Origin of the sequence: Aeromonas sp. 2HA2 (genome assembly GCF_029237345.1) — a bacterium.
Taxonomy (GTDB): domain Bacteria; phylum Pseudomonadota; class Gammaproteobacteria; order Enterobacterales; family Aeromonadaceae; genus Aeromonas; species Aeromonas salmonicida.
Genome location: NZ_JAACGB010000002.1, coordinates 63725 through 90526, shown reverse-complemented (window position 1 = coordinate 90526; position 26802 = coordinate 63725). Strand labels below are relative to the sequence as shown.

General features: G+C 59.1%; 17 protein-coding genes. 8 read left to right on the top strand and 9 right to left on the bottom strand.

The genetic code is table 11. From position 1 onward, the window contains the following. Positions 1 to 128: 128 nt before the first annotated feature. The 3 genes from GWQ29_RS03735 to GWQ29_RS03725 all read right to left on the bottom strand — a co-directional run bounded on the left by GWQ29_RS03735 (position 129) and on the right by GWQ29_RS03725 (position 7131). On the bottom strand, positions 129 to 1712 hold the full coding sequence (locus GWQ29_RS03735) for an EAL domain-containing protein (protein WP_275918779.1): 1584 nt from the start codon (positions 1710 to 1712) through the stop codon (positions 129 to 131). 334 nt (positions 1713 to 2046) lie between these two features. Further along, positions 2047 to 4644 (bottom strand): bifunctional aconitate hydratase 2/2-methylisocitrate dehydratase, encoded by a 2598-nt coding sequence (acnB, locus tag GWQ29_RS03730; protein ID WP_275918778.1) that lies wholly within the window; start codon positions 4642 to 4644, stop codon positions 2047 to 2049. A gap of 228 nt (positions 4645 to 4872) precedes the next feature. After that, positions 4873 to 7131, bottom strand: a complete 2259-nt coding sequence (locus GWQ29_RS03725) for a patatin-like phospholipase family protein (RefSeq protein WP_275918777.1) — start codon at positions 7129 to 7131, stop codon at positions 4873 to 4875. A gap of 258 nt (positions 7132 to 7389) precedes the next feature. Here GWQ29_RS03725 and GWQ29_RS03720 point away from each other — a divergent pair, with 258 nt between their 5' ends. Together GWQ29_RS03720 and GWQ29_RS03715 are read left to right on the top strand one after the other, a co-directional pair. After that, positions 7390 to 9300, top strand: a complete 1911-nt coding sequence (locus GWQ29_RS03720; RefSeq protein WP_275918776.1) for a methyl-accepting chemotaxis protein — start codon at positions 7390 to 7392, stop codon at positions 9298 to 9300. Between the two features lie 163 nt (positions 9301 to 9463). Further along, the gene (locus GWQ29_RS03715; protein WP_275918775.1) at positions 9464 to 11110 is read left to right on the top strand and encodes a methyl-accepting chemotaxis protein; all 1647 of its coding nucleotides are present in this window, start codon (positions 9464 to 9466) and stop codon (positions 11108 to 11110) included. A gap of 313 nt (positions 11111 to 11423) precedes the next feature. Here GWQ29_RS03715 and GWQ29_RS03710 read toward each other — a convergent pair whose 3' ends face one another. The 6 genes from GWQ29_RS03710 to ampD form a co-directional block, all read right to left on the bottom strand. Next, positions 11424 to 12380: a sensor domain-containing diguanylate cyclase gene (locus GWQ29_RS03710; protein WP_169046902.1), complete on the bottom strand. Its 957-nt coding sequence runs from the start codon at positions 12378 to 12380 to the stop codon at positions 11424 to 11426. A gap of 129 nt (positions 12381 to 12509) precedes the next feature. Continuing rightward, positions 12510 to 13937: a dihydrolipoyl dehydrogenase gene (gene lpdA / locus GWQ29_RS03705; RefSeq protein WP_021139031.1), complete on the bottom strand. Its 1428-nt coding sequence runs from the start codon at positions 13935 to 13937 to the stop codon at positions 12510 to 12512. Positions 13938 to 14097: 160 nt separating this feature from the next. Next, a complete protein-coding gene (gene aceF / locus GWQ29_RS03700) occupies positions 14098 to 16023 on the bottom strand; it encodes a pyruvate dehydrogenase complex dihydrolipoyllysine-residue acetyltransferase (protein ID WP_275918774.1) in 1926 nt (641 codons plus the stop codon). Between the two features lie 85 nt (positions 16024 to 16108). Next, the gene (gene aceE, locus GWQ29_RS03695; RefSeq protein WP_275918773.1) at positions 16109 to 18769 is read right to left on the bottom strand and encodes a pyruvate dehydrogenase (acetyl-transferring), homodimeric type; all 2661 of its coding nucleotides are present in this window, start codon (positions 18767 to 18769) and stop codon (positions 16109 to 16111) included. Positions 18770 to 18848: 79 nt separating this feature from the next. Next, complete coding sequence (gene pdhR, locus GWQ29_RS03690) at positions 18849 to 19613, bottom strand: pyruvate dehydrogenase complex transcriptional repressor PdhR (RefSeq protein ID WP_005314150.1); 765 nt, start codon at positions 19611 to 19613, stop codon at positions 18849 to 18851. Between the two features lie 276 nt (positions 19614 to 19889). Next, the gene (gene ampD / locus GWQ29_RS03685) at positions 19890 to 20462 is read right to left on the bottom strand and encodes a 1,6-anhydro-N-acetylmuramyl-L-alanine amidase AmpD (RefSeq protein ID WP_169047635.1); all 573 of its coding nucleotides are present in this window, start codon (positions 20460 to 20462) and stop codon (positions 19890 to 19892) included. A 149-nt stretch (positions 20463 to 20611) separates the two neighbouring features. On the opposite strand from ampD, the gene GWQ29_RS03680 reads away from it, so the two are divergent. The 6 genes from GWQ29_RS03680 to GWQ29_RS03655 all read left to right on the top strand — a co-directional run bounded on the left by GWQ29_RS03680 (position 20612) and on the right by GWQ29_RS03655 (position 26789). Then, positions 20612 to 21082, top strand: a complete 471-nt coding sequence (locus GWQ29_RS03680) for a retropepsin-like aspartic protease (protein ID WP_011898292.1) — start codon at positions 20612 to 20614, stop codon at positions 21080 to 21082. 4 nt (positions 21083 to 21086) lie between these two features. Then, the gene (gene nadC, locus GWQ29_RS03675) at positions 21087 to 21944 is read left to right on the top strand and encodes a carboxylating nicotinate-nucleotide diphosphorylase (RefSeq protein ID WP_275918772.1); all 858 of its coding nucleotides are present in this window, start codon (positions 21087 to 21089) and stop codon (positions 21942 to 21944) included. A gap of 335 nt (positions 21945 to 22279) precedes the next feature. Continuing rightward, positions 22280 to 22702 carry a pilin gene (locus GWQ29_RS03670; protein ID WP_021139037.1) on the top strand — a complete coding sequence of 141 codons (423 nt, stop codon included), beginning with the start codon at positions 22280 to 22282 and terminating at the stop codon, positions 22700 to 22702. A 3-nt stretch (positions 22703 to 22705) separates the two neighbouring features. After that, positions 22706 to 24412 carry a PilB family type IVa pilus assembly ATPase TapB gene (tapB, locus tag GWQ29_RS03665; protein WP_058394588.1) on the top strand — a complete coding sequence of 569 codons (1707 nt, stop codon included), beginning with the start codon at positions 22706 to 22708 and terminating at the stop codon, positions 24410 to 24412. A gap of 132 nt (positions 24413 to 24544) precedes the next feature. Next, the gene (locus GWQ29_RS03660; protein ID WP_021140339.1) at positions 24545 to 25786 is read left to right on the top strand and encodes a type II secretion system F family protein; all 1242 of its coding nucleotides are present in this window, start codon (positions 24545 to 24547) and stop codon (positions 25784 to 25786) included. A gap of 127 nt (positions 25787 to 25913) precedes the next feature. Then, on the top strand, positions 25914 to 26789 hold the full coding sequence (locus tag GWQ29_RS03655) for an A24 family peptidase (protein ID WP_275918771.1): 876 nt from the start codon (positions 25914 to 25916) through the stop codon (positions 26787 to 26789). Positions 26790 to 26802: the final 13 nt, after the last annotated feature.

Below are 26802 nucleotides of genomic sequence, written 5' to 3'. Positions count from 1 at the left end.
TACTCGTGGAGAAAAAACCTGTTCCGCCCTTCTGGTATCGTCACTCAAAACGCCCATTCCCTGCCTGGGCAACATGAATCCGGTACTCTGTTGTTCTAAAGAATAGGGATTACAACCGCATGAGCCGCTCAGCCCAGATGAGGATCCGCCAGCTCGGGCAAGCTGCTGGCCAAGGCCTCTCCCTGTGGCAAATCGTCACAGAAGCGCTTGAGCGGCATGGGGCGACCAAACAGGTAGCCTTGCAGGTAGTCGACTCCCTTGGCTCTCAGATAGGCGGCCTGCAATTCGCTCTCGACCCCTTCTGCTATCAGTAACAAGCCGAGTCTGGCGCCCAGGTCGATGACATTCGCCACTATGTGCTCGGAGAGTGACTCTGTACCGATACGCCCGATAAAGGATTGGTCGATCTTCAGATAATCCACGTGGAACTGCTGCAGATAGAAGAGGCTGGAGTGACCCGTTCCGAAGTCATCGATGGCCAGCTTGACCCCCATCTGATCCAGTTGCCGGAACAGGGAGAGGGTATTCGGATCCACCACCAGCAGCTCACGTTCGGTCAGCTCCAGCACCAGCACTATCTTGCCGGGGGCAAACTGCGCCAGAAAAGTGCGGCACTCCTGCAGCAAAGCCAGGTCGCGACAGTGGGCCGCGCTGATATTGAAACTGATGTGAAAGCCATCGGGCAGGCGTACCTGCTCCCGGCTCAACACCTGGGCCACCTTCTTCATGATCAGGGTCGTCATGGGTACTATCAGCCCGGACTCCTCCGCCTGGGGAATAAAGAGGTCGGGACGGATAAGACCTGAATTGGGATGCTGCCAGCGCATCAGCACTTCCACCCCCATCAACCTGGTGTCACTCGTGGTAACCAGAGGTTGCAGATAGGGTTCGAACTCCTTGGCCCGCAACGCTCTGCGCAACTCGCCGACCGGGGAACCCGGGCGGCCCAGCAGCCACCATACCAGCAGTGCAAACGCTAACGAGAGACCGCATAGCAGAGAGAGGATCAGAGATTTGTGATCCCACAGCGAATGCCAGTAAGCCAGGGTCACGTAACCGGCATGAATGGAGAAGGGGTAGTGCGGTGAAGTCAGCTCGGTTCTGGCCAGAGCATGCAGGTCGGGGGCCTTGTCCAGATAGTGGCCTGCTTCATCAAACCAGGTGCTGCCCACCCGCATGAAGAGATTGCCGGCGTGATGGCTCAGGGTCAGCATGACGCTCAGGTATTCCCCATCGATGGCGCTCAAGGCCGCATGCCCTTCCTGCTCACTGCGCACTATCAGCAAGGGATGATTGGCCCGCACCTGATTGCCACGCATCAGCAGCAACTTGCGCGCTATATAGGGGCTGGCATCATCGACCTCACGCACGGAGCCAAACAGGGAGGTGCAGTACAGCATCCCCTCCTTGATCAGATTGACCGAGCGAACAAAAGGCACCAGTGCGACCTGCTCACGCAGCTGAAAATCTATCTCGTCACAAGGCGCGCCCACCAGCGGCAGCACCTGACGATTGGCCCGCTCGGCGTGATCCAGCATGTTTTCCATGAGCGTCATCGCCTTGTGGGCGGCGGCGGCGGAACCGGACTCCAGCTCCTCCATATAGCTTTTGTGCGTTGCCCATCCTCCCACCAGCAGCGGCAGGATGAACACCATGAAAGCGCAGCAGAGCCGAAGCCAGCGGCGGGAGAGATCGATATAAAAAAAATGCATAACCGATTCATCCAAAGAAACGGCCCGCCAGCCCGAATCAGGTGAGCATCAGGCAAACGGCAATGTGGTTATGACGACAAGCCCCACCAGTCTGCGCTGACCGGGCCTTCCCCCTGCTTTCCCGCAGTGACTGTCGCGGGGATCCCCCTCTCTTCTTTCTGGCAATGCAGGACAAAAGGAGGGGTGCAGCTTACCTCAGCTTGCCATCCGAACCACTTATCCTGAATAAATATTTGTGTCTGTATGCATCGTATGCAGCCCTGTTACCCAATAAAAAAAGAGCCCCGGCACTGCCGGGGCTCTGTTGCATCAGATGACGGCGAATGCCGGAATCTTATACCGCTTGTTGCAGGATCACCGCATCGGCCTTCTTGGTGTAGGAGGCGATCTCGTTGAAGTTGAGGTAGCGATAGGTATCGGCCGCAGTGGCATCCAGGGTCTTGGCGTACTGCAGATACTCGGCAACGGTCGGGATCTTGCCAAGGATGGCGGCAACGGCAGCCAGCTCAGCAGAGGCCAGGTAGACGTTGGCACCCTTGCCCAGACGGTTCGGGAAGTTACGGGTGGAGGTAGAGACCACAGAAGCCCCTTCCGCCACACGCGCCTGGTTGCCCATGCACAGGGAACAACCCGGGATCTCGATGCGAGCACCGACGCGACCGAAAATGCCGTAGTAGCCCTCTTCGGTCAGCTGATCCTTGTCCATCTTGGTGGGCGGTGCGATCCACATGCGAGTCGGCAGTTCGCCCTGATACTTCTCGAGCAATTTACCGGCGGCACGGAAGTGGCCGATGTTGGTCATGCAGGAACCGATGAAGACTTCATCGATCTTGCTGCCAGCCACGTCGCTCAGCAAACGGGCATCGTCCGGATCGTTCGGCGCACACAGGATGGGCTCCTTGATGGTAGCCAGATCGATCTCGATGATTTCGGCGTACTCGGCATCCTTGTCCGCTTCCATCAACACAGGGTTAGCCAGCCACTCCTCCATCCCCCGGATACGGCGGGTGATGGTGCGCGGGTCGCCGTAGCCTTCGGACAACATCCATTTCAGCATGACGATGTTGGACTTGAGGTACTCGGTGATCGGCGCCTGATCCAGCTTGATGGTGCAACCGGCCGCGGAACGCTCGGCACTGGCGTCGGCCAGCTCGAACGCCTGCTCCACCTTCAGGGTCGGCAGACCTTCGATCTCGAGGATACGGCCGGAGAAGATGTTCTTCTTGCCCGCTTTCTCGACAGTCAGCAGCCCTTTCTGGATGGCGGCATAAGGGATGGCATGAACCAGGTCACGCAAGGTGATGCCCGGTTGCAACTCGCCCTTGAAGCGCACCAGCACGGATTCCGGCATGTCCAGCGGCATCACGCCGGTCGCGGCGGCAAAGGCCACCAGACCGGAGCCCGCCGGGAAGGAGATACCGATGGGGAAACGAGTGTGGGAGTCACCACCGGTACCGACGGTATCCGGCAGCAACATGCGGTTCAACCAGGAGTGGATGACGCCGTCACCCGGACGCAGAGAGACACCACCACGGTTCATGATGAAGTCCGGCAAAGTGTGGTGAGTCTGCACGTCGATGGGCTTGGGATAGGCTGCTGTGTGGCAGAAGGACTGCATGGTCAGATCGGCGGAGAAGCCGAGGCAGGCCAGGTCTTTGAGCTCATCGCGGGTCATGGGGCCCGTGGTGTCCTGGGAGCCTACCGTGGTCATTCTGGGCTCGCAGTAGGTACCGGGGCGAATGCCCTGCACGCCACACGCCTTGCCCACCATCTTCTGGGCCAGGGTGTAACCCTTGCCGGTATCGGCCACAGGCACAGGACGACGGAATACGGTGGAGAACGGCAGACCCATGGCTTCGCGAGCCTTGTCGGTCAGGCCACGACCTATGATCAGCAGAATACGGCCACCGGCACGTACTTCGTCGATCAGCACCTCGGTTTTCAGTTCAAACTGGGCCAGCACCTGATCGGTGCCGTGCTTGCAGATCTTGCCGGCAAACGGGTAGATGTCGATGACATCGCCCATCTCCAGCTTGGAGACATCCACTTCGATGGGCAGGGCGCCCGCATCTTCCATTGTGTTAAAGAAGATGGGGGCAATCTTGCCGCCGAGGCAGACACCGCCGGCGCGCTTGTTCGGCACGAACGGAATGTCGTCACCCATGAACCAGAGCACCGAGTTGGTGGCAGATTTACGGGAAGAGCCGGTACCGACCACGTCGCCGACATACGCCAGCGGGAAACCCTTCTCTTTCAGGGCATCTATGGTCTTGATGGGGCCGACGGTGCCGTCATTGTCCGGAGTGATGCCGGGACGGGCATTTTTCAGCATGGCCAGGGCATGGAGCGGAATATCGGGACGGGACCAGGCGTCCGGCGCAGGGGACAAGTCATCGGTGTTGGTTTCACCAGTCACCTTGAACACGGTCACAGTGATCTTCTCGGCCAGCTCGGGGCGAGAGAGGAACCACTCGGCATCGGCCCAGGATTGCATCACCTGCTTGGCGTGAGCATTGCCCGCCTTGGCCTTCTCTTCCACGTCATGGAAGGAGTCAAACATCAGCAGGGTGTGAGACAGCCCCTTGGCAGCAAGAGGGGCCAGGGTGGCATGGTCCAGCAGGTCGATCAGCGGCTGAATGTTGTAACCACCCTGCATGGTGCCCAGCAGCTCAACGGCTTGTGCGGCGGTCAGGATGGGAGAGTGGGCTTCGCCCTTGGCGATGGCGGTGAGGAAACCGGCTTTGACATAAGCCGCTTCATCAACACCTGGTGGAATTCGGGAGGATAACAGCTCTTTCAGAAAGTCTTCTTCGCCAGCGGGCGGGTTCTTGATCAGTTCAACCAGGGCGGCGACCTGCTCTGCATCCAGAGGTTTGGCAACCACGCCCTCGGCGGCACGTTCTGCGACGTGTTTACGGTATGTTTCAAGCACGACTAATTCCTCTTTGGTCTTTTTTTGGGGTTCGCCCAGGCTCGCGGCGATCGTCCTTGCGGGACACCCGTAGGGTGCCCCTCACTATATAAGTTTTAACGAGTAATTAAAATCCAAACCCTGTACAGATATTCAACAAGCCAGGCTAACCAATTAAACTTGCTCACATTTTGTCACCACATAAAAGCCAGGCAAGAAATAAGTTAACAAAAAGGCATCATTTGGCCGTTATTCGAATGTGGTGCCCAATTGCAGATAGAACATGTTGTTGCCCCCCTCTGCCATGCCGTAGCCGAGGAAGATGGGGCCGAGGAAGCTCTCTATCCCCACGTAGACGGATCCTCCGGTGAAGGAACTCTCGATACTGATGTCTTCCCCCTTGTCCCACACCCCTCCTTGTTCGAGGGAGCCCCCAAGATAGAGCGGCGCCCGCAGCGCACCAAAGTCGTTGTCGACCACCCGATAGATGTAGCGCAGCCCGCCAAACAGACTGTAGCGACCGCTCAGCTGGTAGTGCTGGAAGCCGGACAGGCGGAACAGCCCGCCCAGATCCTGCACCAACAGTGGCACCTCTTCTTGGGAGGTGGAGCCACCCCCTTCCAGTATCAGGTTCAGGCTGTGTCTGTCCCAGGACCAGGGCTTGATCATAGAGAGGTGATAATTGACCCCCTCATTTCGCTCGTTTTCTTCATTATCATTGTGATAATCCAGCCGGACATGGGAATAACCCCCCTTGATGTCCCAGAAAACCCCTTCATAGGGGAAGTAGCGGCTGTCGAGGGTATCGTGCTCGAAACGGACATAAGGCCCCCAGGAGATGGCATCCGAATTCACCCCATTCAAGTTCCTGACATCGATACTGCCCATCTTGCCGTCCACCCCCAGCGAGAGGCGACTCCAGGGCTGCAGATTCCAGCCCAGAGCCAGATCGGTACTGAAGAAGGAGTACTCAGTATCGAGATAGTTAAAAGACTGATCTTCCGGATCCGGGTTGAAAAGGCTTCGCTGGGTCTGGTCATACGCAAAGCTCGCCTCGCCGTAGAAGGTCTGGGAAGGCTCCAGCGGCGAATAGAAGTCGGTCTTGAGGTGCTTGGCGGTGCCCAGGGAGGCCTCAGTCAGCCACTCGGCGCCCCACTCATTCAAGTTGGTGAGTGTGTAGGACATGCCGACGTTGTAGTTGGAGCTGCTCTCGAAGTCGTCGGAGAAGCCGAACTGGAAGTTGAGGTAGCCCGGCCCCCAGTTTTTCTCGCTGGCATCCACCACCAGCACGTTCTCTCCGTCGCGCTCTTCCACCTCATAGGTGATGCGGTCAAACGACTCCAGTGCGTAGAGGCGGCGAATGCCCGCCTCCAGACTTTCATTGGTCTGTATCTTGTCGGGTTTCACCTTCAACATGGCGCGCACCGTCTCATCGGAGAGGCGTGACTTGTTGAGGATCTCCACCTTGTCGATGTAGTAGGCGGGCTGACCGCTGCGCTCGGCACGGCGGCTCAGCTTCTGGTGGCGATAGACGGCGTACTCCCTGGGCGAGAGGGAGAGCGCATCGAGTTGGGTAGCGGCGCGGTTGGCCACCGCCTCCCCCTGCTTGATCCCTTCCGGCATCAGGGCAAAGTCGGCAATGCCCATGTTGCCGAATTCAGGGGTCAGCAATATGTCTTTCGGCCCCAGCAGTGCCTTCTGCTTGTCGGTGCCGACCTGGGTCATGTAGGTGGTGAGCTGATCTATCATGGCGAGGCCGGATTTGAGGGATTCCCGGGTGCGCAACCTGGCGCCTATGTCCACCGCTATCACCACATCAGCCCCCATCTCCTTGGCGACATCGACCGGCATGTTGTTGACTGTGCCGCCGTCGGCCAGGATATGTCCCTCCCACTCCACCGGTTTGAGGGCACCAGGAATGGACATGGATGCCTGCATCGCCTTGGCGAGACTGCCATCACCCAACACAAAGGGGGTCACAGTCTCCATGTCGGTGGCCACGGCGCGATAGGGGATGGGCAAGTCGTCAAAGCTCTTCTGCACCGGCAGGTTGGAGGTGGCGTGGCGCAGCAAGCTGGCCATGGACTGGCCCTGGAAGAATCCATCCGGGAACTGAACCGAATCACCGTTGACACCGATATCGGTGCGCAGCTGATACTTCTCGCTCTGCTGCTTCTTGCGCAGGGATAGCTCGTCCCGACCGACCTTGTCCTGATATCCCTTGTTCCAGTCGATGGCCAGGGTGGTGCGCTCCACCTCCTCGGCGCTGAGCCCCATGGCGTACATGCCCGCCACGTAGGAGCCCATGCTGGTACCCACTATGATATCCACCGGAATGCGTTTCTCCTCCAGCACCTTGAGGATGCCGATATGGGCCGACCCCTTGGCACCGCCACCGCTCAGCACCAGGGCAATCCTAGGCCGTTCGGACTGGGCCGCCGCCATGAGTGGCAAGCTGGCCAGCAAAATCAGAAACAGGTGGGTCCATCCCCGACGAAAGATGCGCATATGATTTTCCATTGAATCCAGTACGAGCCAAGTAAGCAGTGACGCTTACTATAAAGTGCGAAAAGCTAACCGCAACAGCCACGACAGCAATATAGGGCTGTGATGGAGGCGCTGTTCGTTGATAAACCGGAGCTGCACCAGCGCGCCCCTGTGAGCGCAAACGCAATCCATCAATAAAACCGGTTAGCCCCTCAAGGGCATCACCACACTGCCGTTAATATGTGCTCAATCCCGTCTCCACACTTCTGAGTCACTCCCATGCTTGCACGCCTGACACTCAAACAGAAAATTCTGGCCACCGTCACCCTGGCCGTGGTGCTCTCCTGCCTGCTGGTGGGTTACTTCAGCCAGCGCTCGGCGCAACAACTGATCGAAACCCGCATGTTCGAGCAGGAGCTGCCCAACCTGACCCAGCGTATCGGCAAGGAGATCGAGAAGGATCTGACTTCGGTTGCCAATGCCGCCAGACAGCTGGCCAACGACCGCTTCGTACTGGACTGGGTCGCCCGCGGCATGCCCAAGGAGCAGGAGTCCATCCTCATTGATCAGCTCAAGGACATGACGGCCCAGTATGGTTTGGTGACCGCCTCCTTCGCCGATCGGCAGAGCGCAGCCTACTACAACCAGGATGGCTTCCTGCGCAACCTGACCCCTGAGCAGGACGCCTGGTTCTACGGCTATACCAAGAGCCCGCAAGACCTGATGCTCAGCATCTTTCGCGAGACCAATGGCGAGGTGAAGCTGTTCGTCAACTTCCAGCAGCTCAACGGCCGCGGTCTGGCGGGGCTCGCCAAGTCCCTCGACAGCATGGTCAGCATGCTCGCCAACTTCCGGATCGGTGACAGCGGCTTCGTGTTCATGACAGATGGCAGCGGCAAGGTGAAGCTGCACTCGGATGCCGCCCGTATCGATCGGGACAACCTGACCCAACTGGCCAGCGGCACCACAACCAACCTTCTGACCAAGCAAGCGTTCGCAGCCACCCAGGCCGAGGTCGATGGCCAGGCCGTGATACTGGCCACCAGCTACATCCCCATGCTCGACTGGTATCTGGTGGCCCAGGTGCCGGAAGCCGAGATCTATGCCGAGCTGGACAAGGCACGACTGCACATTGTGCTGGTGAGCCTGGCCATCGCCGCCGGCATGGGCTTGCTCGGCATGCTGCTGGCCGGTTCCGTCAGCCGCCCGCTCAACGAGCTGGCCCGCCTGTTCCGTGAACTGGGCAGTGGCGATGGCGATCTCACCCAGCGCCTCAAAGTAGAAGGCCACGACGAGCTGACCCAGGTTGCCACCGGCTTCAACAACTTCGTCGCCAAGATCCACGGCTCCATCGAGCAGGTCGCCAGCAACTCCCGCCAACTGGCCGCTACCGCCAACGAGGTGGCCAGCAAGGCGCAGCTGACCCAGCACAACTGTACCGCCCAGCGCGACCGTACCGTCCAGGTGGCGACCGCCATTCACGAGATGGGGGCGACGGTAGGCGAGATCGCCGGCAACGCCTCCCTGGCGGCGGACGTCGCCAGACAGGCCAACGAGCAGGCGGATGCGGGGGCTGTCGTCGTCGCCCAGGCCCGCCACGGCATCGTCGGCCTCTCCAGCGAGATTGAGCAGGTCGCCGGTGTCATTGAATCCCTGGCCAACCAGACCGACTCCATCGGCAGCATTCTCGACACCATCCGCAGCATCTCGGAGCAGACCAACCTGCTGGCACTGAACGCAGCCATCGAGGCGGCACGGGCAGGTGAACAGGGCCGGGGCTTTGCCGTGGTAGCCGACGAGGTACGCAATCTGGCGAGCCGATCCGCCGCCTCCACCGCCGAGATCCAGGGCATGATCAACCGGCTGCAGGAGCAAAGCGCCCGCGCTGTCAGTGCCATGGCCCAGGGTCGCAGCCAGAGTCTGGAAGTGGTGGCTCAGGCTGACGAAGCCAATGCCGCCCTTGGCCATATAACGGCCCACATCACCCAGATCAGTGACATGAACATCCAGGTCGCCACCGCTACCGAGGAGCAATCCAGCGTGGTGGGCGAGATCAATCGCAACGTGGAAGACATCAACCAGCTCACCATGGAGACGGCCGACATAGCCCACCAACTGACCGAGTCGAGCCGCAGCCTGCAACAACTCTCAGGCGAGCTGGACAAGCTGGTCGGCAACTTCCGTCTGTAAGCGGCGTCGGGAGTCACGCCTCAAAAAGGAGCGCCATGGCGCTCCTTTTTATGCGGCTTGCGGCCCATTCCCCGTGCCTTTGCCCGGGAGGCGGCCAATTCATATCTATACTGGCAACAACCCTCATCAACCACATCATGGCCAGCCATGAAGGAGCACTCCCTTGCTAGAAGGTAAACTGACGCTCAAATTGCAGCTGATCCTGGCTGTCACAGTGCCCTGTCTCGCCCTCTTGCTCGTGGGTGGCGCCAGCCTGAGAAGCATGGGCTCCATCCAGCAGCAATCCACCGAGCTCTACCAGAACACGGCCACCCCCATGCGCGCCATGGCGGAAGTGGTATCACGTATCCCCCGCATGCGGGTGGGGATCGACATGATGCTGCTGCAAGATACCTCCCTCAAGGATGAACGGGGCGTACTCAGCCGGGTCAAGGATGCCCGTGACGAGGACATTCCCGAGATGCGTCAGGCCATGCAGCAGGCGGTAACCGCCCAGACGGATCCGGCGGCCAGAGCGGATGCGCAAAAACTGCTGAGCCAGTTTGAAGGAATGGAGAGCAACGAGCTGAACCCCATGCTGCAGGCGCTGGAAAAAGGGGACATGGAAGCGGCGAGAGGCATCTATCGGGATCGCTATACGGTCACCTATGGCACCATGCGCAAGGATGCCAACGCCCTGCTCGACGGCCTGATCCAGCAGGCACAGCAGCGCCATCAGCGCGGTGAGCAGAGCTATGCCAGCGGACGAATGCAGATGATCTCCATCATCAGCGGCGCCATCCTCATCTCGCTGCTGGTCTCGGTGCTCATCCTGATCAACCTCAAGCGTCGGGTCGGCTTCCTGCAACAGTACATCGGCTATGCCGCCGAGCATCTGGCGCTGGACTCCCGCGCCAAGCTCACTGGCAACGACGAGCTGGCGGAGATCACGGAGAGCTTCAACCACTTCGTCAGCAAGATCCACAGCGCCATCGAGCAGGTCGCCAGAAACTCCCACCAGCTCGCCGCCACCGCCGACGAAGTGGCCAGCAAGGCGCAGCTGACCCAGCAAAACTGCACCGCCCAGCGTGACCGCACTGTGCAGGTGGCCACCGCCATCCACGAGATGGGGGCAACCGTGAGCGAGATAGCGGGCAACGCCTCGCAAGCCGCCGAGGTGGCCAGACAGGCCAACGACCAGGCTGAAGCAGGCGCTGGCGTGGTGGCCCAGGCCCGCCACGGCATAGTCGGTCTCTCTGACGAGATTGCACTGGTGGCGGGCGTGATAGAGTCGCTGGCGACGCAGACCGACTCCATCGGCAGCATCCTGGAGACCATTCGCAGCATCTCGGAGCAAACCAACCTGCTGGCCCTCAACGCCGCCATCGAGGCGGCCCGCGCCGGTGAACAGGGCCGCGGCTTCGCCGTGGTGGCCGACGAGGTACGCAACCTCGCCAACCGCTCCGCCGCCTCCACCGCCGAAATTCAGGGCATGATCAACCGGCTGCAGGATCAGAGTGCCCGTGCTGTCAGCGCCATGACTCAGGGCCGCAGCCAGAGCCTGGCGGTAGTGACCCAGGCCGACGAGGCCAATGGCGCACTCGGTCAGATCACCGCTTACATCACCCAGATCAACGACATGAACATCCAGGTCGCCACCGCCACCGAAGAGCAGTCGAGCGTGGTCGGCGAGCTCAATCGCAACGTGGAGGACATCAACCAGCTCACCATGGAAACTGCCGACATAGCCCACCAGCTGACCGACGCCAGCCGCAGCCTGCAACAACTCTCCGGCGAGCTCGACAAGCTGGTGGGCAATTTCCGGCTGTAACCCCTTCTTCCCCTCACACGAGGAGCGCCGCGGCGCTCCTCGTCATATCAGCGGCAAGCCATGACGCACACCCGCAAACTCGCCTCCGCCCCTTCCTGGAAATGCCCCATAATCAGGGAAATAACAGGAGGTATCATGAGCAAGCTGGTGGTGACTATGTTGCTGGGGAGTCTGCTCTGCGCCTGCAGCAGCGGGCCAGTGCGGGTGCACGGGGCCGATGTCAGCGTGGACGATACCCGGATCCGGGTCAGTGATGGCAGCAATGGGGGCAATGGAACCTTCTGCCCTCCAGGTCAGGCCAAAAAAGGCGCTGCTAGCGCCCTTTTTTACAATCGTACATCTGCTTGTCCGCCTGTTGCAGCAGCAGATCCAGCGCCGGTGGCGAAAGCGCATCATAGTGCCCCACCCCGACCGAGCAGCTCAGCCGATAGGGTTTGCCGCTCTCCCGGTTGAACCCGGCCAGTGCCTCATCGAGCCGTGCCAACACCCGTGGCACCTCTGCCGGCCCAGTACCCGGCAGCAATACCGCAAACTCATCCCCACCCAGTCGGGCAAAGATGTCCGCATCCCGAAAAACGCCACACATCAGACACGCCATCTGTTGCAGGGCATCGTCACCGACGTCGTGCCCCAGCCGGTCGTTGATCTCCTTGAACCGGTTGAGGTCGAGAAACAACAGGGTTGCCGCTCGCCCCTGACGATGGGCGAGTTGCAGGCACTTGTGTGCCAGCAGCATGAAACCGCGCCGGTTGGTGATGCCGGTCAGCTCATCCATGGTAGCCAGCTGGATCGCCGCCAGTTCGCGCTCCACCATGCCGGCCAGATCCGTCAGCAAGTCCCGCTGCCGCTCATCCAGCAGGCGCGGCTTGCGATCTATGATGCACAGGGTCCCCAACTTGTACCCCTCCCCAATCTGCAACGGGCTGCCCGCATAGAAACGGATATGGGGATCCCCGGATACCAGCGGATTGTCGGCGAAGCGCAGATCCCGGGTCGCATCCTCCACCACGAAGAGCTCATCGCCGAGAATGGCATGACCACAGAAGGAGATGTCCCGCGGCGTCTCCGGCACAGGCAAACCACAGCAGGATTTGAACCACTGCCGATCCTCATCCACCAGTGACACGAGCGAGATGGGCACATCGAACATGTTGCGGGCCATACGGGTGATCCGGTCGAATCTTTCTTCGGCAGAGGTATCCAGAATGGCCATACGGCGCAGCGCATCGAGGCGCAGGCGTTCGTTGTCAGGAGTGGCCGGTGTTTGCATCGCAGGATCCATCGCGTGAAGTAACAGCCTTCAGCATAGCAATCGGCCCCGAACAAATCTCTTTATTCATCAAAAACAAAAAAGCCGCTCCTAAGAGCGGCTTTTTTCATGTTGGCTGCAAGAAGAAAATTACTTCTTCTTTTTGGCCTTGGCGTTCGGCAGGTCGGTGATGGAACCTTCGAACACTTCTGCAGCCAGACCCACGGACTCGTGCAGAGTCGGGTGAGCATGGATGGTCAGGGCGATGTCTTCGGCGTCGGCCCCCATTTCGATGGCCAGACCGATTTCACCCAGCAGTTCACCACCGTTGGTACCCACGATGGCACCACCGATGACGCGGCCGCTCTCCTTGTCGAAGATCAGCTTGGTCATGCCGTCGGAGCAATCAGAGGCAATGGCGCGACCGGACGCAGCCCACGGGAAGGTGGCGACTTCGAAGTTCAAGCCCTGTTGCTTGGCTTCCTTCTCGGTCAGACCAACCCAGGCCATCTCTGGCTCGGTGTAGGCGATGGACGGTATCACTTTCGGATCGAAGTAGTGCTTCTTGCCGGCGATGACTTCGGCCGCAACGTGGCCTTCATGAACACCTTTGTGCGCCAGCATAGGCTGACCGACGATGTCACCGATGGCGTGGATGTGAGGCACGTTGGTACGCAGCTGCTTGTCCACCTCGATGAAACCGCGCTCGGTCACGGCAACGCCGGCCTTCTCGGCATCCATCAGCTTGCCATTCGGCACACGGCCTACGGCAACCAGCACGTTGTCGTAACGTACCGGCTCGGCAGGAGCGTGCTTGCCTTCGTAAGAGACGTACAGGCCGTCTGCTCGGGCTTCAACTGCGGTGACCTTGGTCTCCAGCATGATGTTGAATTTCTTGGCAACGCGCTTGGTGTAGATCTTGACGATGTCTTTGTCGGCAGCCGGTACCAGCTGGTCGGCAAATTCCACCACGTCGATCTCGGAACCCAGGGAGGAGTAAACGGTACCCATCTCCAGACCTATGATGCCACCGCCAATAACCAGCAGCTTGCCTGGTACGGAAGTCAGTTCCAGCGCATCGGTTGAATCCCATACACGCGGGTCATCATGGGGGATGAAGGGCAGTTTCACCGGACGGGAGCCGGCCGCTATGATGGCGTTGTCGAAGGTCACGGTCGTCTTGCCGTCAGCACCGTCTACTTCGAGGGTGTTCGGGCCGGTAAACTTGCCGAAACCGTTGACCACCTGAACTTTACGCATCTTGGCCATGCCAGCCAGACCGCCGGTCAGCTGGTTGATGACCTTCTCTTTCCACAGACGAACCTTGTCGATGTCGGTCTGCGGGGCACCGAAGATGATGCCGTGTTCGGACAGCGCCTTGGCTTCTTCAATAACTTTGGCGACGTGCAGCAGTGCCTTGGACGGGATACAACCCACGTTCAGGCAGACGCCACCCAGGGTGGAGTAACGCTCGACGATAATGGTATCCAGACCCAGATCGGCGGCACGGAAAGCAGCGGAATAACCGGCAGGGCCAGCACCCAGTACTACGACCTGAGTTTTGATTTCTTTACTCATCATGACCTCTTTGTCGTTCTTATATATCCCCGGACGGCGCAGTCTTATGCCAACTCAATGCCAAACAAGGCGGCTGCAACCGTGAAAAAACGGGGCAAGTTTACAATCCTGTTAATGAAATGAGAAGTAAAAAGGGCAGGCTCTGGGCCCGCCCTCTCACTTACAGGACCAATCGACGAATGTCGGACAACACACCACTCAAGGTGGTGACGAAGCGGGCTCCGTCAGCACCGTCTATGACCCTGTGGTCATAGCTCAGGGCCAGCGGCAGCATCAGGCGAGGCACGAACTCCTTGCCATTCCACTTCGGCTTCATCTCGGACTTGGAAACACCGAGGATGGCCACTTCCGGCGCGTTGACGATCGGGGTAAAGCTGGTACCACCGATGCCACCCAGGCTGGAGATGGTGAAGCAACCGCCCTGCATGTCGGCAGCGGTCAGCTTGCCGGCACGGGCCTTCTTGGAGATCTCGGCCAGATCGCGAGACAGCTCGTAGATGCCCTTCTTGTTGACGTCACGCACCACAGGAACCACCAGGCCCCCCGGAGTGTCTACCGCCACACCGATGTGGATGTACTTCTTCATGATCAGCTTGCTGCCGTCTTCGGACAGTGCGCTGCAGAAGCGTGGGTGTGCTTCCAGGGCCTTGGCGGCGGCTTTCAGGATGAACACTAGCGGGGTGATCTTCACGTCCAGCTTCTGCTTCTCGGCCAGCAGGTTCTGCTCTTTGCGGAACGCTTCCAGATCCGTGGTATCGGCTTCGTCGAACTGGGTGACGTGCGGGATCATGGCCCAGTTGCGATGCAGGGCAGGACCGGAGATCTTCTGGATCCGGGTCAGTTCCAGCTCTTCGACCGGGCCGAACTTGCTGAAGTCAACCTTGGGCCATGGCAGGACACTCATGCCGTTGCCAGTGCCGGTACCGGCTGCCGGGGCAGACTCGGCACGCTTGACCGCATCCTTCACATAGGCCTGCACGTCTTCTTTGACGATGCGACCCTTGCGACCGGAGGCCTTCACCTTGGCCAGGTTGATACCGAACTCACGGGCCAGGCGACGTACGGCCGGGGCGGCATGTACGTAAGCGTCATTGGCAACGAAGTCGGAAGAAGCAGCAGCCTGGGCAACCGGTGCCGGAGCCGCGGCAACAGGGGCAGCAGCGACCGGGGCGGCAGCCTGAGCAACCGGAGCCGCAACAGGGGCAGCACCAGCCACTTCGAATACCATGATCAGGGAACCGGTGGAGACCTTGTCACCCGCCTTCACCTTGATCTCTTTGACGATGCCGGCGAACGGTGCTGGCACTTCCATGGAGGCCTTGTCACCCTCCACGGCGATCAGGGACTGATCGGCTTCGACCTTGTCACCCACGGCGACCATGATCTCGGTCACTTCGACTTCGTCACCGCCGATGTCAGGTACATTGACCTCTTTGGCAGCGGCGGCCACAGGGGCAGCAGCCACGGGAGCAGCAGTCTCAACCGGCGCAGCAACGGCGGCAGGAGCAGCGCCCGCCACTTCAAATACCATCACCAGAGAACCGGTAGACACCTTGGCGCCAGCGGCAACCTTGATCTCGACCACGCGGCCCGCGAACGGCGCCGGCACTTCCATGGAGGCCTTGTCACCTTCCACGGCAATGATGGACTGGTCGGCTTCAACCATGTCGCCCACGGCAACCATGATTTCGGTCACGTCCACTTCGTCGTCACCAATGTCCGGTACGTGCACATCTTTGCGCGCGTCGGCCACAGGGGCGGCGGGAGCGGCAGCAGCAACCGGGGCGGCAGCCTGAGCCGGAGCGGCAGCAGCAACCGGGGCGGCAGCCTGAGCCGGAGCGGCAGCAGCAGCGCCTTCCGCTTCGAAGATCATGATCTGGGAACCGGTGGCAACCTTGTCGCCCACCTTGATCAGGATCTCTTTGACGATACCGGCAGCCGGTGCCGGTACTTCCATGGAGGCTTTGTCACCTTCCACGGCAATCAGGGACTGGTCGAGTTCGACCTTGTCACCCACGGCCACCATGATCTCGGTGACTTCAACTTCATCGGCGCCGATATCCGGAACCATAATCTGTTTGGACATAGTGCTTTATCCTCTTACGCGTCTGTCGCGTTAACCTTTGCAAGGCAGTGCCGGGCAATGTGTCCCGGCACTGCACTCGATCCTCTTACGCGTACAGCGGGTTGACCTTATCGGCATCGATGCCGTACTTGGCGATGGCGTCAGCCACAACCTGCTTGTCGATCTCGCCGCGCTTGGCCAGTTCGGTCAGGGCAGCAACAACCACGTAGAATTCGTTCACTTCGAAGTGACGACGCAGGTTGGCACGGCTGTCGGAACGGCCGTAACCGTCGGTACCCAGCACACGGTAGTGCTCGGTCGGTACGAAGGCACGCACCTGATCGGCGAAGGACTTCATGTAGTCGGTCGCGGCTATGGTGGCTTCGGAACCCAGTACGGTCGCGATGTAGGGTACGCGAGCCTCGGTGGTCGGGTGCAGCATGTTCCAGCGATCCACGTCCTGACCGTCACGGGCCAGTTCGTTGAAGGAGGTGACGCTGAACACGTCGGAACCCACGCCGTATTCGCTGGCCAGGATCTGGGCGGCGGTGCGCACATGACCCAGGATAGAACCACAACCCAGCAGCTGTACCTTGCCCTTGGTGCCAGCAACGGTTTCCAGCTTGTAGATACCCTTGCGAATACCCTCTTCTGCACCTTCCGGCATGGCCGGCATGGCATAGTTTTCGTTCAGGGTAGTGATGTAGTAGAAGACGTTCTCCGGCTTCTCACCGTACATGCGACGCAGGCCGTCCTGGACGATAACCGCTACTTCATAGGCGTAGGACGGGTCATAGGAGATGCAGTTCGGGATGGTGTTCGCCAGGATATGGCTGTGCCCATCTTCGTGCTGCAGACCTTCACCGTTAAGGGTGGTACGACCCGAGGTCGCGCCCAGCAGGAAGCCACGGGCTTGCTGGTCACCGGCTGCCCACGCCATGTCGCCGACGCGCTGGAAGCCGAACATGGAGTAGTAGATGTAGAACGGGATCATCGGGCAGTCGTTGGTGCTGTAAGAGGTCGCAGCAGCCAGCCAGGAGGACATGGCGCCCAGCTCGTTGATACCGTCTTGCAGAACCTGACCCTGCTTGTCTTCCTTGTAGTAGGAGACGATGTCGCGGTCTTGCGGGGTGTACTGCTGACCGTGCGGGCTGTAGATGCCGATCTGGCGGAACAGACCTTCCATACCGAAGGTACGGGCTTCGTCAGCCAGGATCGGCACTATGCGCTTGCCGATGGACTTGTCTTTCAGCAGCACGTTCAGGGAACGCACGAACGCCATTGTGGTGGAGATCTCGCGAGCCTGCTCACCCAGCAGGGGACCAAAGGTCTCCAGCGCCGGGATGTCCAGCTTGGTGGTGGTCTCACGCAGACGGGTCGGTACATAGCCTTTGAGCGCGGCACGGCGGGCGTGCAGGTATTTGTGCTCTTCGGTACCCTCTTCGATCTTCAGGTACGGCAGGTTTTCCAGCTGCTCGTCGGTGACCGGCAGGCTGAAACGATCGCGCAGGTGACGCACAGAGCCCAGATCCATCTTCTTGACCTGGTGGGCAATGTTCTTGCCTTCGGCCGCTTCGCCCATGCCGTAACCCTTGATGGTCTTGGCCAGGATGACAGTCGGCTTGCCCTTGGTCGCTGCGGCTTTGGAGAAAGCTGCAAACAGTTTACGGGGGTCGTGACCACCGCGGTTTAGGGCGAAGATCTCCTCGTCGGTCATGTCTTTGACCAGCGCGGCGGTTTCCGGGTAACGGTTGAAGAAGTGCTCACGCACGTAGCCGCCATCGCGGGACTTCATGGTCTGATAGTCGCCGTCCACGGTTTCGTTCATCAGCTGGATCAGCTTGCCGGACGTGTCTTTCTTCAGCAGCTCATCCCACTTGCGACCCCAGATAACCTTGGTGACATCCCAGCCGGCACCTGCGAACAGGCCTTCCAGCTCGTTGATGACCTTGCCGTTACCTACGACCGGACCATCCAGACGCTGCAGGTTGCAGTTGACCACGAAGACCAGATTGTCGAGCTTTTCACGCACGGCAACGGTCAGGGCACCCTTGGCTTCCGGCTCGTCCATCTCGCCGTCACCCAGGAAGGCGTAAACGGTCTGCTCGGAGCAATCCTTGATGCCACGGTCGGTCAGGTACTTCAGGAAGCGAGCCTGATAGATGGCGGCGATGGGGCCCAGACCCATGGAAACGGTCGGGAACTGCCAGAAGTCCGGCATCAGTTTCGGGTGCGGATAGGAAGGGATACCCTTGCCGTCCACTTCCTGACGGAAGTTGTCCAGCTGATCTTCGGTCAGACGACCTTCAGCGAACGCACGGGCGTAGATGCCCGGGGAGATGTGACCCTGGAAGTAAACCAGATCACCACCGTCCTTCTCGCTGCGAGCGCGGAAGAAGTGGTTGTAGCAAACTTCGTAGATGGTCGCAGAGGAAGCGAAGGAAGACATGTGACCACCGAGGTCCAGGTCTTTCTTGGAGGCGCGCAGCACTATCATCATGGCATTCCAGCGGATGATGGCGCGGATGCGACGTTCCATCTCCAGATCGCCCGGGTAAGCCGGTTCGTCACTGGACGGGATGGTGTTGATGTAGTCGCGATTCGCCTTGGCAGCCACGTCCACACCGCTCACGCGGGCTTTCTCGGCCAGTTGTTCAAGAATGAACTGAGCGCGTTGCGGACCCTCTTCACGCAGCAGGGATTCCAGAGAGGCAAGCCACTCCAGCGTTTCTATCGGGTCCACATCGTTCTTCAGGATATCAGACATGGCTGGTTCCTATTTTGTTGTGATTGCACGGCATTGCACGGCGAAGGGCGCAAGCATTCGACAATAAAGCCTTGTGGGATTAGTTTTCCTGCTGACGGATCCGACGCATGGATCGCTGGATCCGGCTGTCTTCCCTCTGCATATCCAACAAGGTGTCCTCGATAAAGGCCAGGTGCTCATGACAAGCAGCCCTGGCCCGCTCCGGAGCCCCCGACAGGATAGCCTCGATCAGATGCGCACGATGGCGACGTATCTTGGCTACCACTCCCGGACGGCGATTCAAAATTTCGTTATTGCGTAAAATGTTCTGCTCAAGCATGGGGCCCATGGCCCGCAACAGGTGCAGCAGCACCACGTTGTGGGACGCCTCGGCCACCGCCAGATAAAACTGGGTAACAGCGGCGGATTCGGTGACCAGCGAACCTTGCTGGCCGGCTTCCTCGATGGCGGACTGCGCATTGCGTATCCGCTCGAAGTCGGCATCGGTTCCCCGCAACGCAGCATAGTAGGCACAGATGCCTTCCAGCGCGTGACGAAACTCCAGCAGGTCATACTGGGCTTCCGGGTGGGTGCTGAGCAGCTCAAACAGGGGATCGGCGATCCCCTTGCTCAAGGCATTTTGTACGTAAGTGCCACCGCCCTGACGGCGATACAAGAGTCCTCTGGCTTCCAGGCGCTGGATGGCCTCGCGCAGGGAGGGGCGCGATACCTGAAACTGGATGGCGAGTTCCCGCTCGGGCGGCAACTTCTGGCCCGGTTGCAAACTGCCTTCCAGAATCATCTGTTCCAACTCGGCGACAATGGCGTCGGCCAGCTTGGGTTGAGTAATCTTGAGATAGGGCATGAGGCTGCTTTGTTAAATTGGTATTACCAATTTCATGAATGGGGCGAAAATTAGCAGAGGGCTTGGAAAAAGTCCACCCAAAAGATGATCTGAATCAAGGTTCACCCTTGCCACTTAAGGGGTAAAAAGAGGGATTTATGATTTAGCTCATAGAAATTGGTCTGACCAATATTTTTGAGCTGGCTCACAGGCAACAATTGATCAACAGCAGGAAAAAATGGCCTGCCACAAAGGCAAGCCATTGATTTTAAAAACACTAACTTATCTTTAGAATATTTACTTAAAGTTGAGCATTTGCCGATAGCGCTGCCATTCGAAACTGTCACCCGGATCCGTCTTGCGACCGGGGGCGATATCACAATGGCCGACAATTCGTTGCGCAGTAATGGCGGGATAATGGCGAGATATGGTTCGACTGAGCCCTGACAGCACCTCATATTGCGCATCGCTGTAGGGCTGCTCGTCGGTCCCCTCCAGCTCGATGCCGATGGAAAAGTCGTTGCAGGCCTCTCTCCCCTCCCAGCTCGATATCCCGGCATGCCAGGCGCGTGCGCCAAACGGCACGTATTGCACCAGCTCACCGTCCCGCCGGATCAGGCAGTGGGCCGAGACCCGCAGCTGATGAATGCTGGCGAAATAGGGATGCGCGGTCGGATCGAGCCGGCCCAGAAAGAGATCGTCAATCCAGGGACCGCCGAACTCCCCTGGCGGCAGGCTGATACCGTGTACCACCAGCAGGGAGATATCGTCCACACTGGCTCGCTCGTTGTGGTGCGGTGACGGCACCTTGCGCGCCTGCTCACACCAACCGTCTGAATCAATGGAAAAAACTGCTTTAGGCTGGGTCATCATCTACTCGTTCTGCAATGGAATGGCGCACTTGACAAGGGGCGACTGGGCAGCAAGATGATCCGCCTCTCACGGTCGCCGCAATCGCCTGAATCCAGTCAGGCAACTGTGATAGGCTGAGCCCTCTGTTGCCCAACGCAGGAAAGGATATGCACCCTATGGCACGCCGCTTCTGGTTGCTGGCCTGGCTCTCTCTGATGGGGCTGCTGACCCTCTATTTCCACCACAGCTCGCAACCGACCGTGACCGCCAGCGGCGAGCTGCTGCTCAAAGCCGATGCCAGCGGCCATTATCGTCTGGAGGGTGCCATCAACGGCCAACCGGTGCAACTGCTGCTGGACACGGGCGCAACCCGGGTCACAGTGCCGCTGCATGTGGCCGAGCGCATCGGGCTGACCCCGAGCGGACATAGTCGTGTCAACACGGCAGCCGGCACTATCCAGGTTCAGACCGGTCAGATCGAAACTCTGGCGATGGGTCCGCTGACCTTGTACGATTTGCCCATCTTTATCAATCCAGCGGCCGGCGGAGACGAGATCCTGGTGGGTATGAATGCCCTCGGCCGGCTGGAATTGCGCCAAAAAGACAGGCAGTTGCTTCTCAGACCCTTGCAGGAATAAAGGCATGTTTCAACAGGATATCAGCCGCGCCGTGCGCGTCGCGCTACTCGAAGACCTAGGTCAGGCCCTCACCACGCTCGATCAACCGGATGCCAGCGCCGATATCACGGCCCAGCTGATCCCGGCGGATCGCATTGCCAGCGCCCGGGTCATCACCCGGGAGGCGGGCGTCTTCTGTGGCCAACCCTGGGTGGATGAAGTGTTCGCCCAGCTCGGCGGCGAGATCAAGGTGGAGTGGAAAGTGCAAGATGGCGAACAGCTCTCTCCCAATCAGGAGCTGTTTCGCCTGCACGGCCCGGCCCGCGTCTTGCTGACCGGCGAGCGCAACGCACTGAACTTCGTGCAGACCCTTTCGGGTGTTGCCACACTCACCGCCCGCTACGTGGCCGAACTGGCGGGCACTGACTGCCGTCTGCTCGATACCCGCAAAACCCTGCCGGGGCTGCGCACCGCCCAGAAATACGCAGTCACTTGTGGCGGTGGCAAGAATCACAGAATCGGCCTGTTCGACGCCTACCTCATCAAGGAGAACCATATCCTTGCCTGCGGCGGCATAAGCGAAGCCATCACCGAAGCCCGCCGCCTCAATCCGGGCAAACCTGTTGAGGTGGAGGTCGAATCCCTGGCCGAGCTGGCACAGGCACTGGCCGCCAACGCCGATATAGTGATGCTGGACAACTTCGATGTGCCCATGATGCGCGAAGCCGTGGCCCTCAATCAGGGCCGTGCCAAGCTGGAGGTCTCCGGCAATGTGACGCTGGACACGCTGGCAGAATATGCCGCCACCGGCGTCGACTTTATCTCGGTAGGGGCACTGACCAAGCATGTGCGGGCACTGGATCTCTCCATGCGCTTTATTTAGCTGGATAAAGCCAACTGAGAAAGACTCGCGATCTCATCATGGCTCGGCTGACATATAAGAAGGTGAAGGACTTGCAAAAGGCGCCACGGGCGCCTTTTCTTTATGCAGGATCCCTCAGCAAAGGAGTGTGATGATGGACCCCATCCCGCCAGTAAAAAAGAGCCAGTAGAGGCTCTTCATCCATGATTTATATCAAGTTCCTCGCAAATGACAGGAAAGTAGTTAACAAAGGCGATGCGCTCTGTTGCCAAGTCGAACAGCTCGGATAAGATACTGACGTGTGGATAGTTTTCCACCAGCACGTCTCAGGAACCAAGGACAAAAGGATATTTGACATGAAGAAGCAATCAGGCTTTACCCTTATCGAACTGATGATCGTGGTCGCGATCGTCGCCATCCTGGCCGCCATTGCGCTGCCGGCGTATCAGACTTACACCAAGAAGGCGAAATTTACCGAGGTGGTGGCTGCAACTGGGGCACTGAAAACTGCAGTTGAAGTTTGCTTTAATGCAAATGGAGACATGACTCAATGCCTTACCGCAGGGAGCAATGGTATTCCTGCAATTGCTGGTTATCCAAAAGGCTTTGTTCAGTCCCTGACACTAGCAGCTGCGCCCTCTAACGCTAGCGCAGCTGCAATCACAGCTACAGCAACCAGTGCTCTAGATAGTGACACTTACATCATTACCGGTGAAAACGATAATGGTGCGGTAACGTGGACAAAATCTGGCACTTGTACCACAAGCGGCCTTTGCTAACGCATGACCTCTAGCCCCAATAGCGGCCTGGCGTTAAGCCTGGCCGCCTCATCCCTGCTCAGTGAGTCCGACTCACAGCGTTACCTGAGCCAAGCCAAGGCCCAGCGCAAACCCTTCGTGACATTTCTGATTGAAAACGAGATCCTCGACAGCAAGGCGCTGGCGGATTTTTGCGAGCTGGAATATGGGGTACCTCTGCTGGATCTTGCCGCCTTCGACCTGGCCGAGATCCCGCAGAAGTACCTCAATCAGAAGCTGATTGAAAAACACCATGTGCTGCCCATCTACACCCAGGGCCACACCCTCTATATCGCCATGTCGGATCCGACCAATGTGTCGGCACTGGAGGATTTTGGCTTCAGCTTCGGGCTCCATACCGAAGCCCTGCTGGTGGAAGAGAACAAGCTCACCGCCGCCATCGGCAAGCTGCTGGAAAGCGAGCAGGATGCCCTCGGCATGGAGGAGATCGACGAGTCGGAGATCTCCGAGCTGGAAGTCTCGGACGAAAACTCCCGCCTCGATGAGAGCGTCAATACCGCCGATGACGATGCCCCCATCGTCAAATACATCAATAAAATCATGATGGATGCCATCAAGCGCGGCGCCTCGGATCTGCACTTCGAACCCTATGAGACCAAGTACCGTATCCGCTTTCGTATAGACGGCATACTGCACGAAATAGCGACGCCGCCGGTCAATCTGGCCAACCGCTTTTCGGCCCGCCTCAAGGTGATGGCGCGACTCGATATCGCAGAGCGACGGCTGCCCCAGGATGGTCGCATCAAGTTAAAGCTGTCGCGCAACAAATCCATGGATATGCGGGTCAACACACTGCCCACCATGTGGGGCGAGAAGATCGTTATCCGTCTGCTGGACTCTTCCGCAGCGCGGCTCAATATCGAACAGCTCGGCTTCGACGACCGGCAGAAGGCGCAATATCTGCGTGCCCTCTCCAAGCCCCAGGGCATGATACTGGTGACAGGCCCGACCGGCTCTGGCAAGACTGTCTCTCTCTATACCGGTCTCAATATTCTCAACACCACAGAGGTCAACATCTCCACTGCCGAAGATCCAGTGGAGATCAACCTGCCCGGCGTCAACCAGGTACAAGTCAATCCCAAGGCGGGGCTGACCTTCGCCAGCGCCCTGCGCTCCTTTCTTCGCCAGGATCCCGATGTGGTGATGGTGGGGGAAATCCGGGATCTGGAAACCGCCGAGATTGCCATCAAAGCCGCCCAGACCGGCCACCTGGTGCTCTCCACCCTGCACACCAACTCGGCTGCCGAAACCCTGACCCGGATGATGAACATGGGGGTCCCGGCCTTCAACATCGCCTCTTCGGTAACCCTCATCATGGCCCAACGCCTCGCTCGCAAGCTCTGCGATCACTGCAAGGCGCCGGAAGTGGTGCCCGAGGCTGAACTGCTGGAGCTGGGCTTCACCCAGCAGCAGTTGGCCGCCGGCTTGCGCCTGTTCAAGCCAGTAGGCTGCAAAGAGTGCTCGGGGGGCTACAAGGGTCGGGTCGGTATCTACGAAATCATGCTAATGTCTGAAAACATTGCAAAATTGATCATGCAAGGAGCCAACTCCCTGCAAATTGCAGCGATTGCTCAAAAAGAGGGGATGCGAACCCTGCGTGTCTCGGGCCTGGAGAAGGCCCGCCTGGGGGTGACCAGCCTGGCAGAGATCAACCGGGTGACCACCAACTGACAGACCATTTCCAATCAGACTGACTGATCCAGGTGATGCCGAACCGGCATCCTTGACGATTCCCATCAGGCCAGGGCATCCAGGCAACAAGAGAGTGGCTCGGATGCCAGCGCCCAATTGCAGGATGCAGTGATGGCAACGCTAACGCAAAAACAGAATGCCCCCAAGAAAGTCTTTGCCTTCCGCTGGAGCGGGGTAAATCGCAAGGGTCAGAAGGTATCCGGCGAGCTGCAGGCCGACAGCATCAATACGGTCAAGGCCGAACTGCGCAAGCAGGGGGTCAATGTCACCAGAGTGAGCAAAAAGAGCCAGGGGCTTTTTTCCAAGGGTGGCGCCAGGATCAAACCGATGGATATCGCCATCGTTTCCCGTCAGATCACCACAATGCTCTCCGCCGGGGTACCTCTGGTGCAGAGCCTGCAGATCATAGCCCGCAGCCATGAAAAAGCCGCCATGCGAGAGCTGATGGGCCAGATCGCTGCCGATGTGGAGACAGGCACCCCGATGTCAGATGCCCTGCGCCGCCACCCTCGCCACTTTGATGCACTCTATTGCGATCTGGTGGAAGCAGGCGAGCAATCCGGCGCGCTGGAAACCATCTACGATCGCATCGCCACCTATAGAGAAAAATCGGAAGCGCTCAAGTCCAAGATCAAGAAGGCGATGTTCTATCCTGCCATGGTCATCCTGGTCGCCATCGTCGTCACTTCCATACTGCTGCTGTTCGTCATCCCGCAGTTCGAGGACATCTTCAAGAGCTTTGGCGCCGAGCTGCCCATCTTCACCCAGTTTGTCATCGGCATCTCCCGCTTCATGCAGGATTGGTGGTATGTGATTTTTGGCGGGATAGGGCTTGGCATTTTCCTTTATGTACGAGCGTGGCGCGCGTCCCAGAAGGTCAAAGACAACACAGACAAGTTCATCCTCACCATTCCCGTGGTGGGCATGATACTGCACAAGGCGGCCATGGCCCGCTTCGCCCGCACCCTTTCCACCACCTTCTCGGCGGGCATACCCCTGGTGGATGCACTGATCTCGGCCGCCGGCGCCTCAGGCAACTATGTCTATCGAACCGCCGTCATGGCCATTCGCAACGAGGTGGTAGCCGGCATGCAGATCAACGTGGCCATGCGCACCGTGGATCTCTTCCCCGACATGGTGATCCAGATGGTGATGATCGGTGAGGAGTCAGGCGCCATCGATGATATGCTCTCCAAGGTCGCGACCATCTTCGAGCAAGAGGTCGATGACTTGGTCGACGGCCTCACCAGCCTGCTGGAACCTCTCATCATGGTGGTGCTGGGGGTACTGGTCGGCGGCATGGTCGTTGCCATGTACCTGCCCATCTTCAAGCTGGGTGACGTGGTAGGTTAAGGAGGCAAAAGACGCCTCTCTGATGGCGCCTATGTCCGATTACGCTGCGCTAATCGAACCTACGAGGCTGCGCCGCAAGTATCCTGCGGCCGCTACATATATGGTTTTTCAACACTGACGGTTGGTTATGACACTTCTTCTCGAGCTGGCACACGGCTTGCCATGGCTCTATTTCTCGCTGGTATTTCTCTTCTCCCTGATGATCGGCAGCTTTCTCAATGTGGTGATCCACCGCCTGCCCATCATGCTGGAACGGGAATGGCAGGCCGAATATCGCAGCTATTTCAGTTCAGACACGCCGCAGCCAGAAGCTGACGAGCGCTACAACCTGATGGTGCCGCGCTCCTGCTGCCCTCACTGCAATCACCCCATAACGGCACTGGAAAACATTCCCCTGCTGAGCTGGCTCTGGCTCAAAGGTCGCTGCCGGGGCTGCCAGGCCGCCATTTCGGCTCGCTATCCGCTGGTGGAGCTGCTGACCGCTCTGCTCTCTGTGGTGGTTGCCATGACGCTCACCCCTGGCTGGGGCACGCTGGCTGCCCTCCTGCTGACCTGGGTGCTGGTGGCGCTCACCTTTATCGATCTGGACAAGATGCTGCTGCCGGACCAGCTCACCTTGCCGCTGCTGTGGGGCGGGCTGCTGTTCAACCTGCTTGGCGGATACGTGCCTCTCGGCGATGCGGTCATCGGCGCCATGGCAGGCTATCTGGTGCTGTGGAGCCTCTACTGGGCCTTCAAGCTGCTTACCGGCAAGGAGGGCATGGGCTATGGGGACTTCAAACTGCTGGCGGCGCTGGGAGCCTGGCTTGGCTGGCAGGCGCTGCCCATAGTACTGCTGCTCTCTTCTCTGGTCGGCGCCGTCTTCGGCATTGGCCTCATGTTGCTGCGCAACCATCACCAGAGTAAACCCATCCCCTTTGGCCCCTATCTCGCCATCGCAGGCTGGATCGCACTGCTCTGGGGCGATAGCATCACCCGCTGGTATCTCTCCACTGTCCTCTGAAAAAGGGTGCACT

Bases quoted from the DNA above. Each gene is read 5' to 3' on its own strand.
- GWQ29_RS03725 (WP_275918777.1), bottom strand. From the start codon at position 7,131: ATGCGCATCTTTCGTCGGGGATGGACCCACCTGTTTCTGATTTTGCTG.
- lpdA (WP_021139031.1), bottom strand. From the start codon at position 13,937: ATGAGTAAAGAAATCAAAACTCAGGTCGTAGTACTGGGTGCTGGCCCT.
- GWQ29_RS03710 (WP_169046902.1), bottom strand. From the start codon at position 12,380: ATGCAAACACCGGCCACTCCTGACAACGAACGCCTGCGCCTCGATGCG.
- nadC (WP_275918772.1), top strand. From the start codon at position 21,087: ATGTTTCAACAGGATATCAGCCGCGCCGTGCGCGTCGCGCTACTCGAA.
- tapB (WP_058394588.1), top strand. From the start codon at position 22,706: ATGACCTCTAGCCCCAATAGCGGCCTGGCGTTAAGCCTGGCCGCCTCA.
- aceF (WP_275918774.1), bottom strand. From the start codon at position 16,023: ATGTCCAAACAGATTATGGTTCCGGATATCGGCGCCGATGAAGTTGAA.
- aceE (WP_275918773.1), bottom strand. From the start codon at position 18,769: ATGTCTGATATCCTGAAGAACGATGTGGACCCGATAGAAACGCTGGAG.
- GWQ29_RS03720 (WP_275918776.1), top strand. From the start codon at position 7,390: ATGCTTGCACGCCTGACACTCAAACAGAAAATTCTGGCCACCGTCACC.
- GWQ29_RS03670 (WP_021139037.1), top strand. From the start codon at position 22,280: ATGAAGAAGCAATCAGGCTTTACCCTTATCGAACTGATGATCGTGGTC.
- GWQ29_RS03735 (WP_275918779.1), bottom strand. From the start codon at position 1,712: ATGCATTTTTTTTATATCGATCTCTCCCGCCGCTGGCTTCGGCTCTGC.
- ampD (WP_169047635.1), bottom strand. From the start codon at position 20,462: ATGACCCAGCCTAAAGCAGTTTTTTCCATTGATTCAGACGGTTGGTGT.
- GWQ29_RS03660 (WP_021140339.1), top strand. From the start codon at position 24,545: ATGGCAACGCTAACGCAAAAACAGAATGCCCCCAAGAAAGTCTTTGCC.
- pdhR (WP_005314150.1), bottom strand. From the start codon at position 19,613: ATGCCCTATCTCAAGATTACTCAACCCAAGCTGGCCGACGCCATTGTC.
- GWQ29_RS03655 (WP_275918771.1), top strand. From the start codon at position 25,914: ATGACACTTCTTCTCGAGCTGGCACACGGCTTGCCATGGCTCTATTTC.
- GWQ29_RS03680 (WP_011898292.1), top strand. From the start codon at position 20,612: ATGCACCCTATGGCACGCCGCTTCTGGTTGCTGGCCTGGCTCTCTCTG.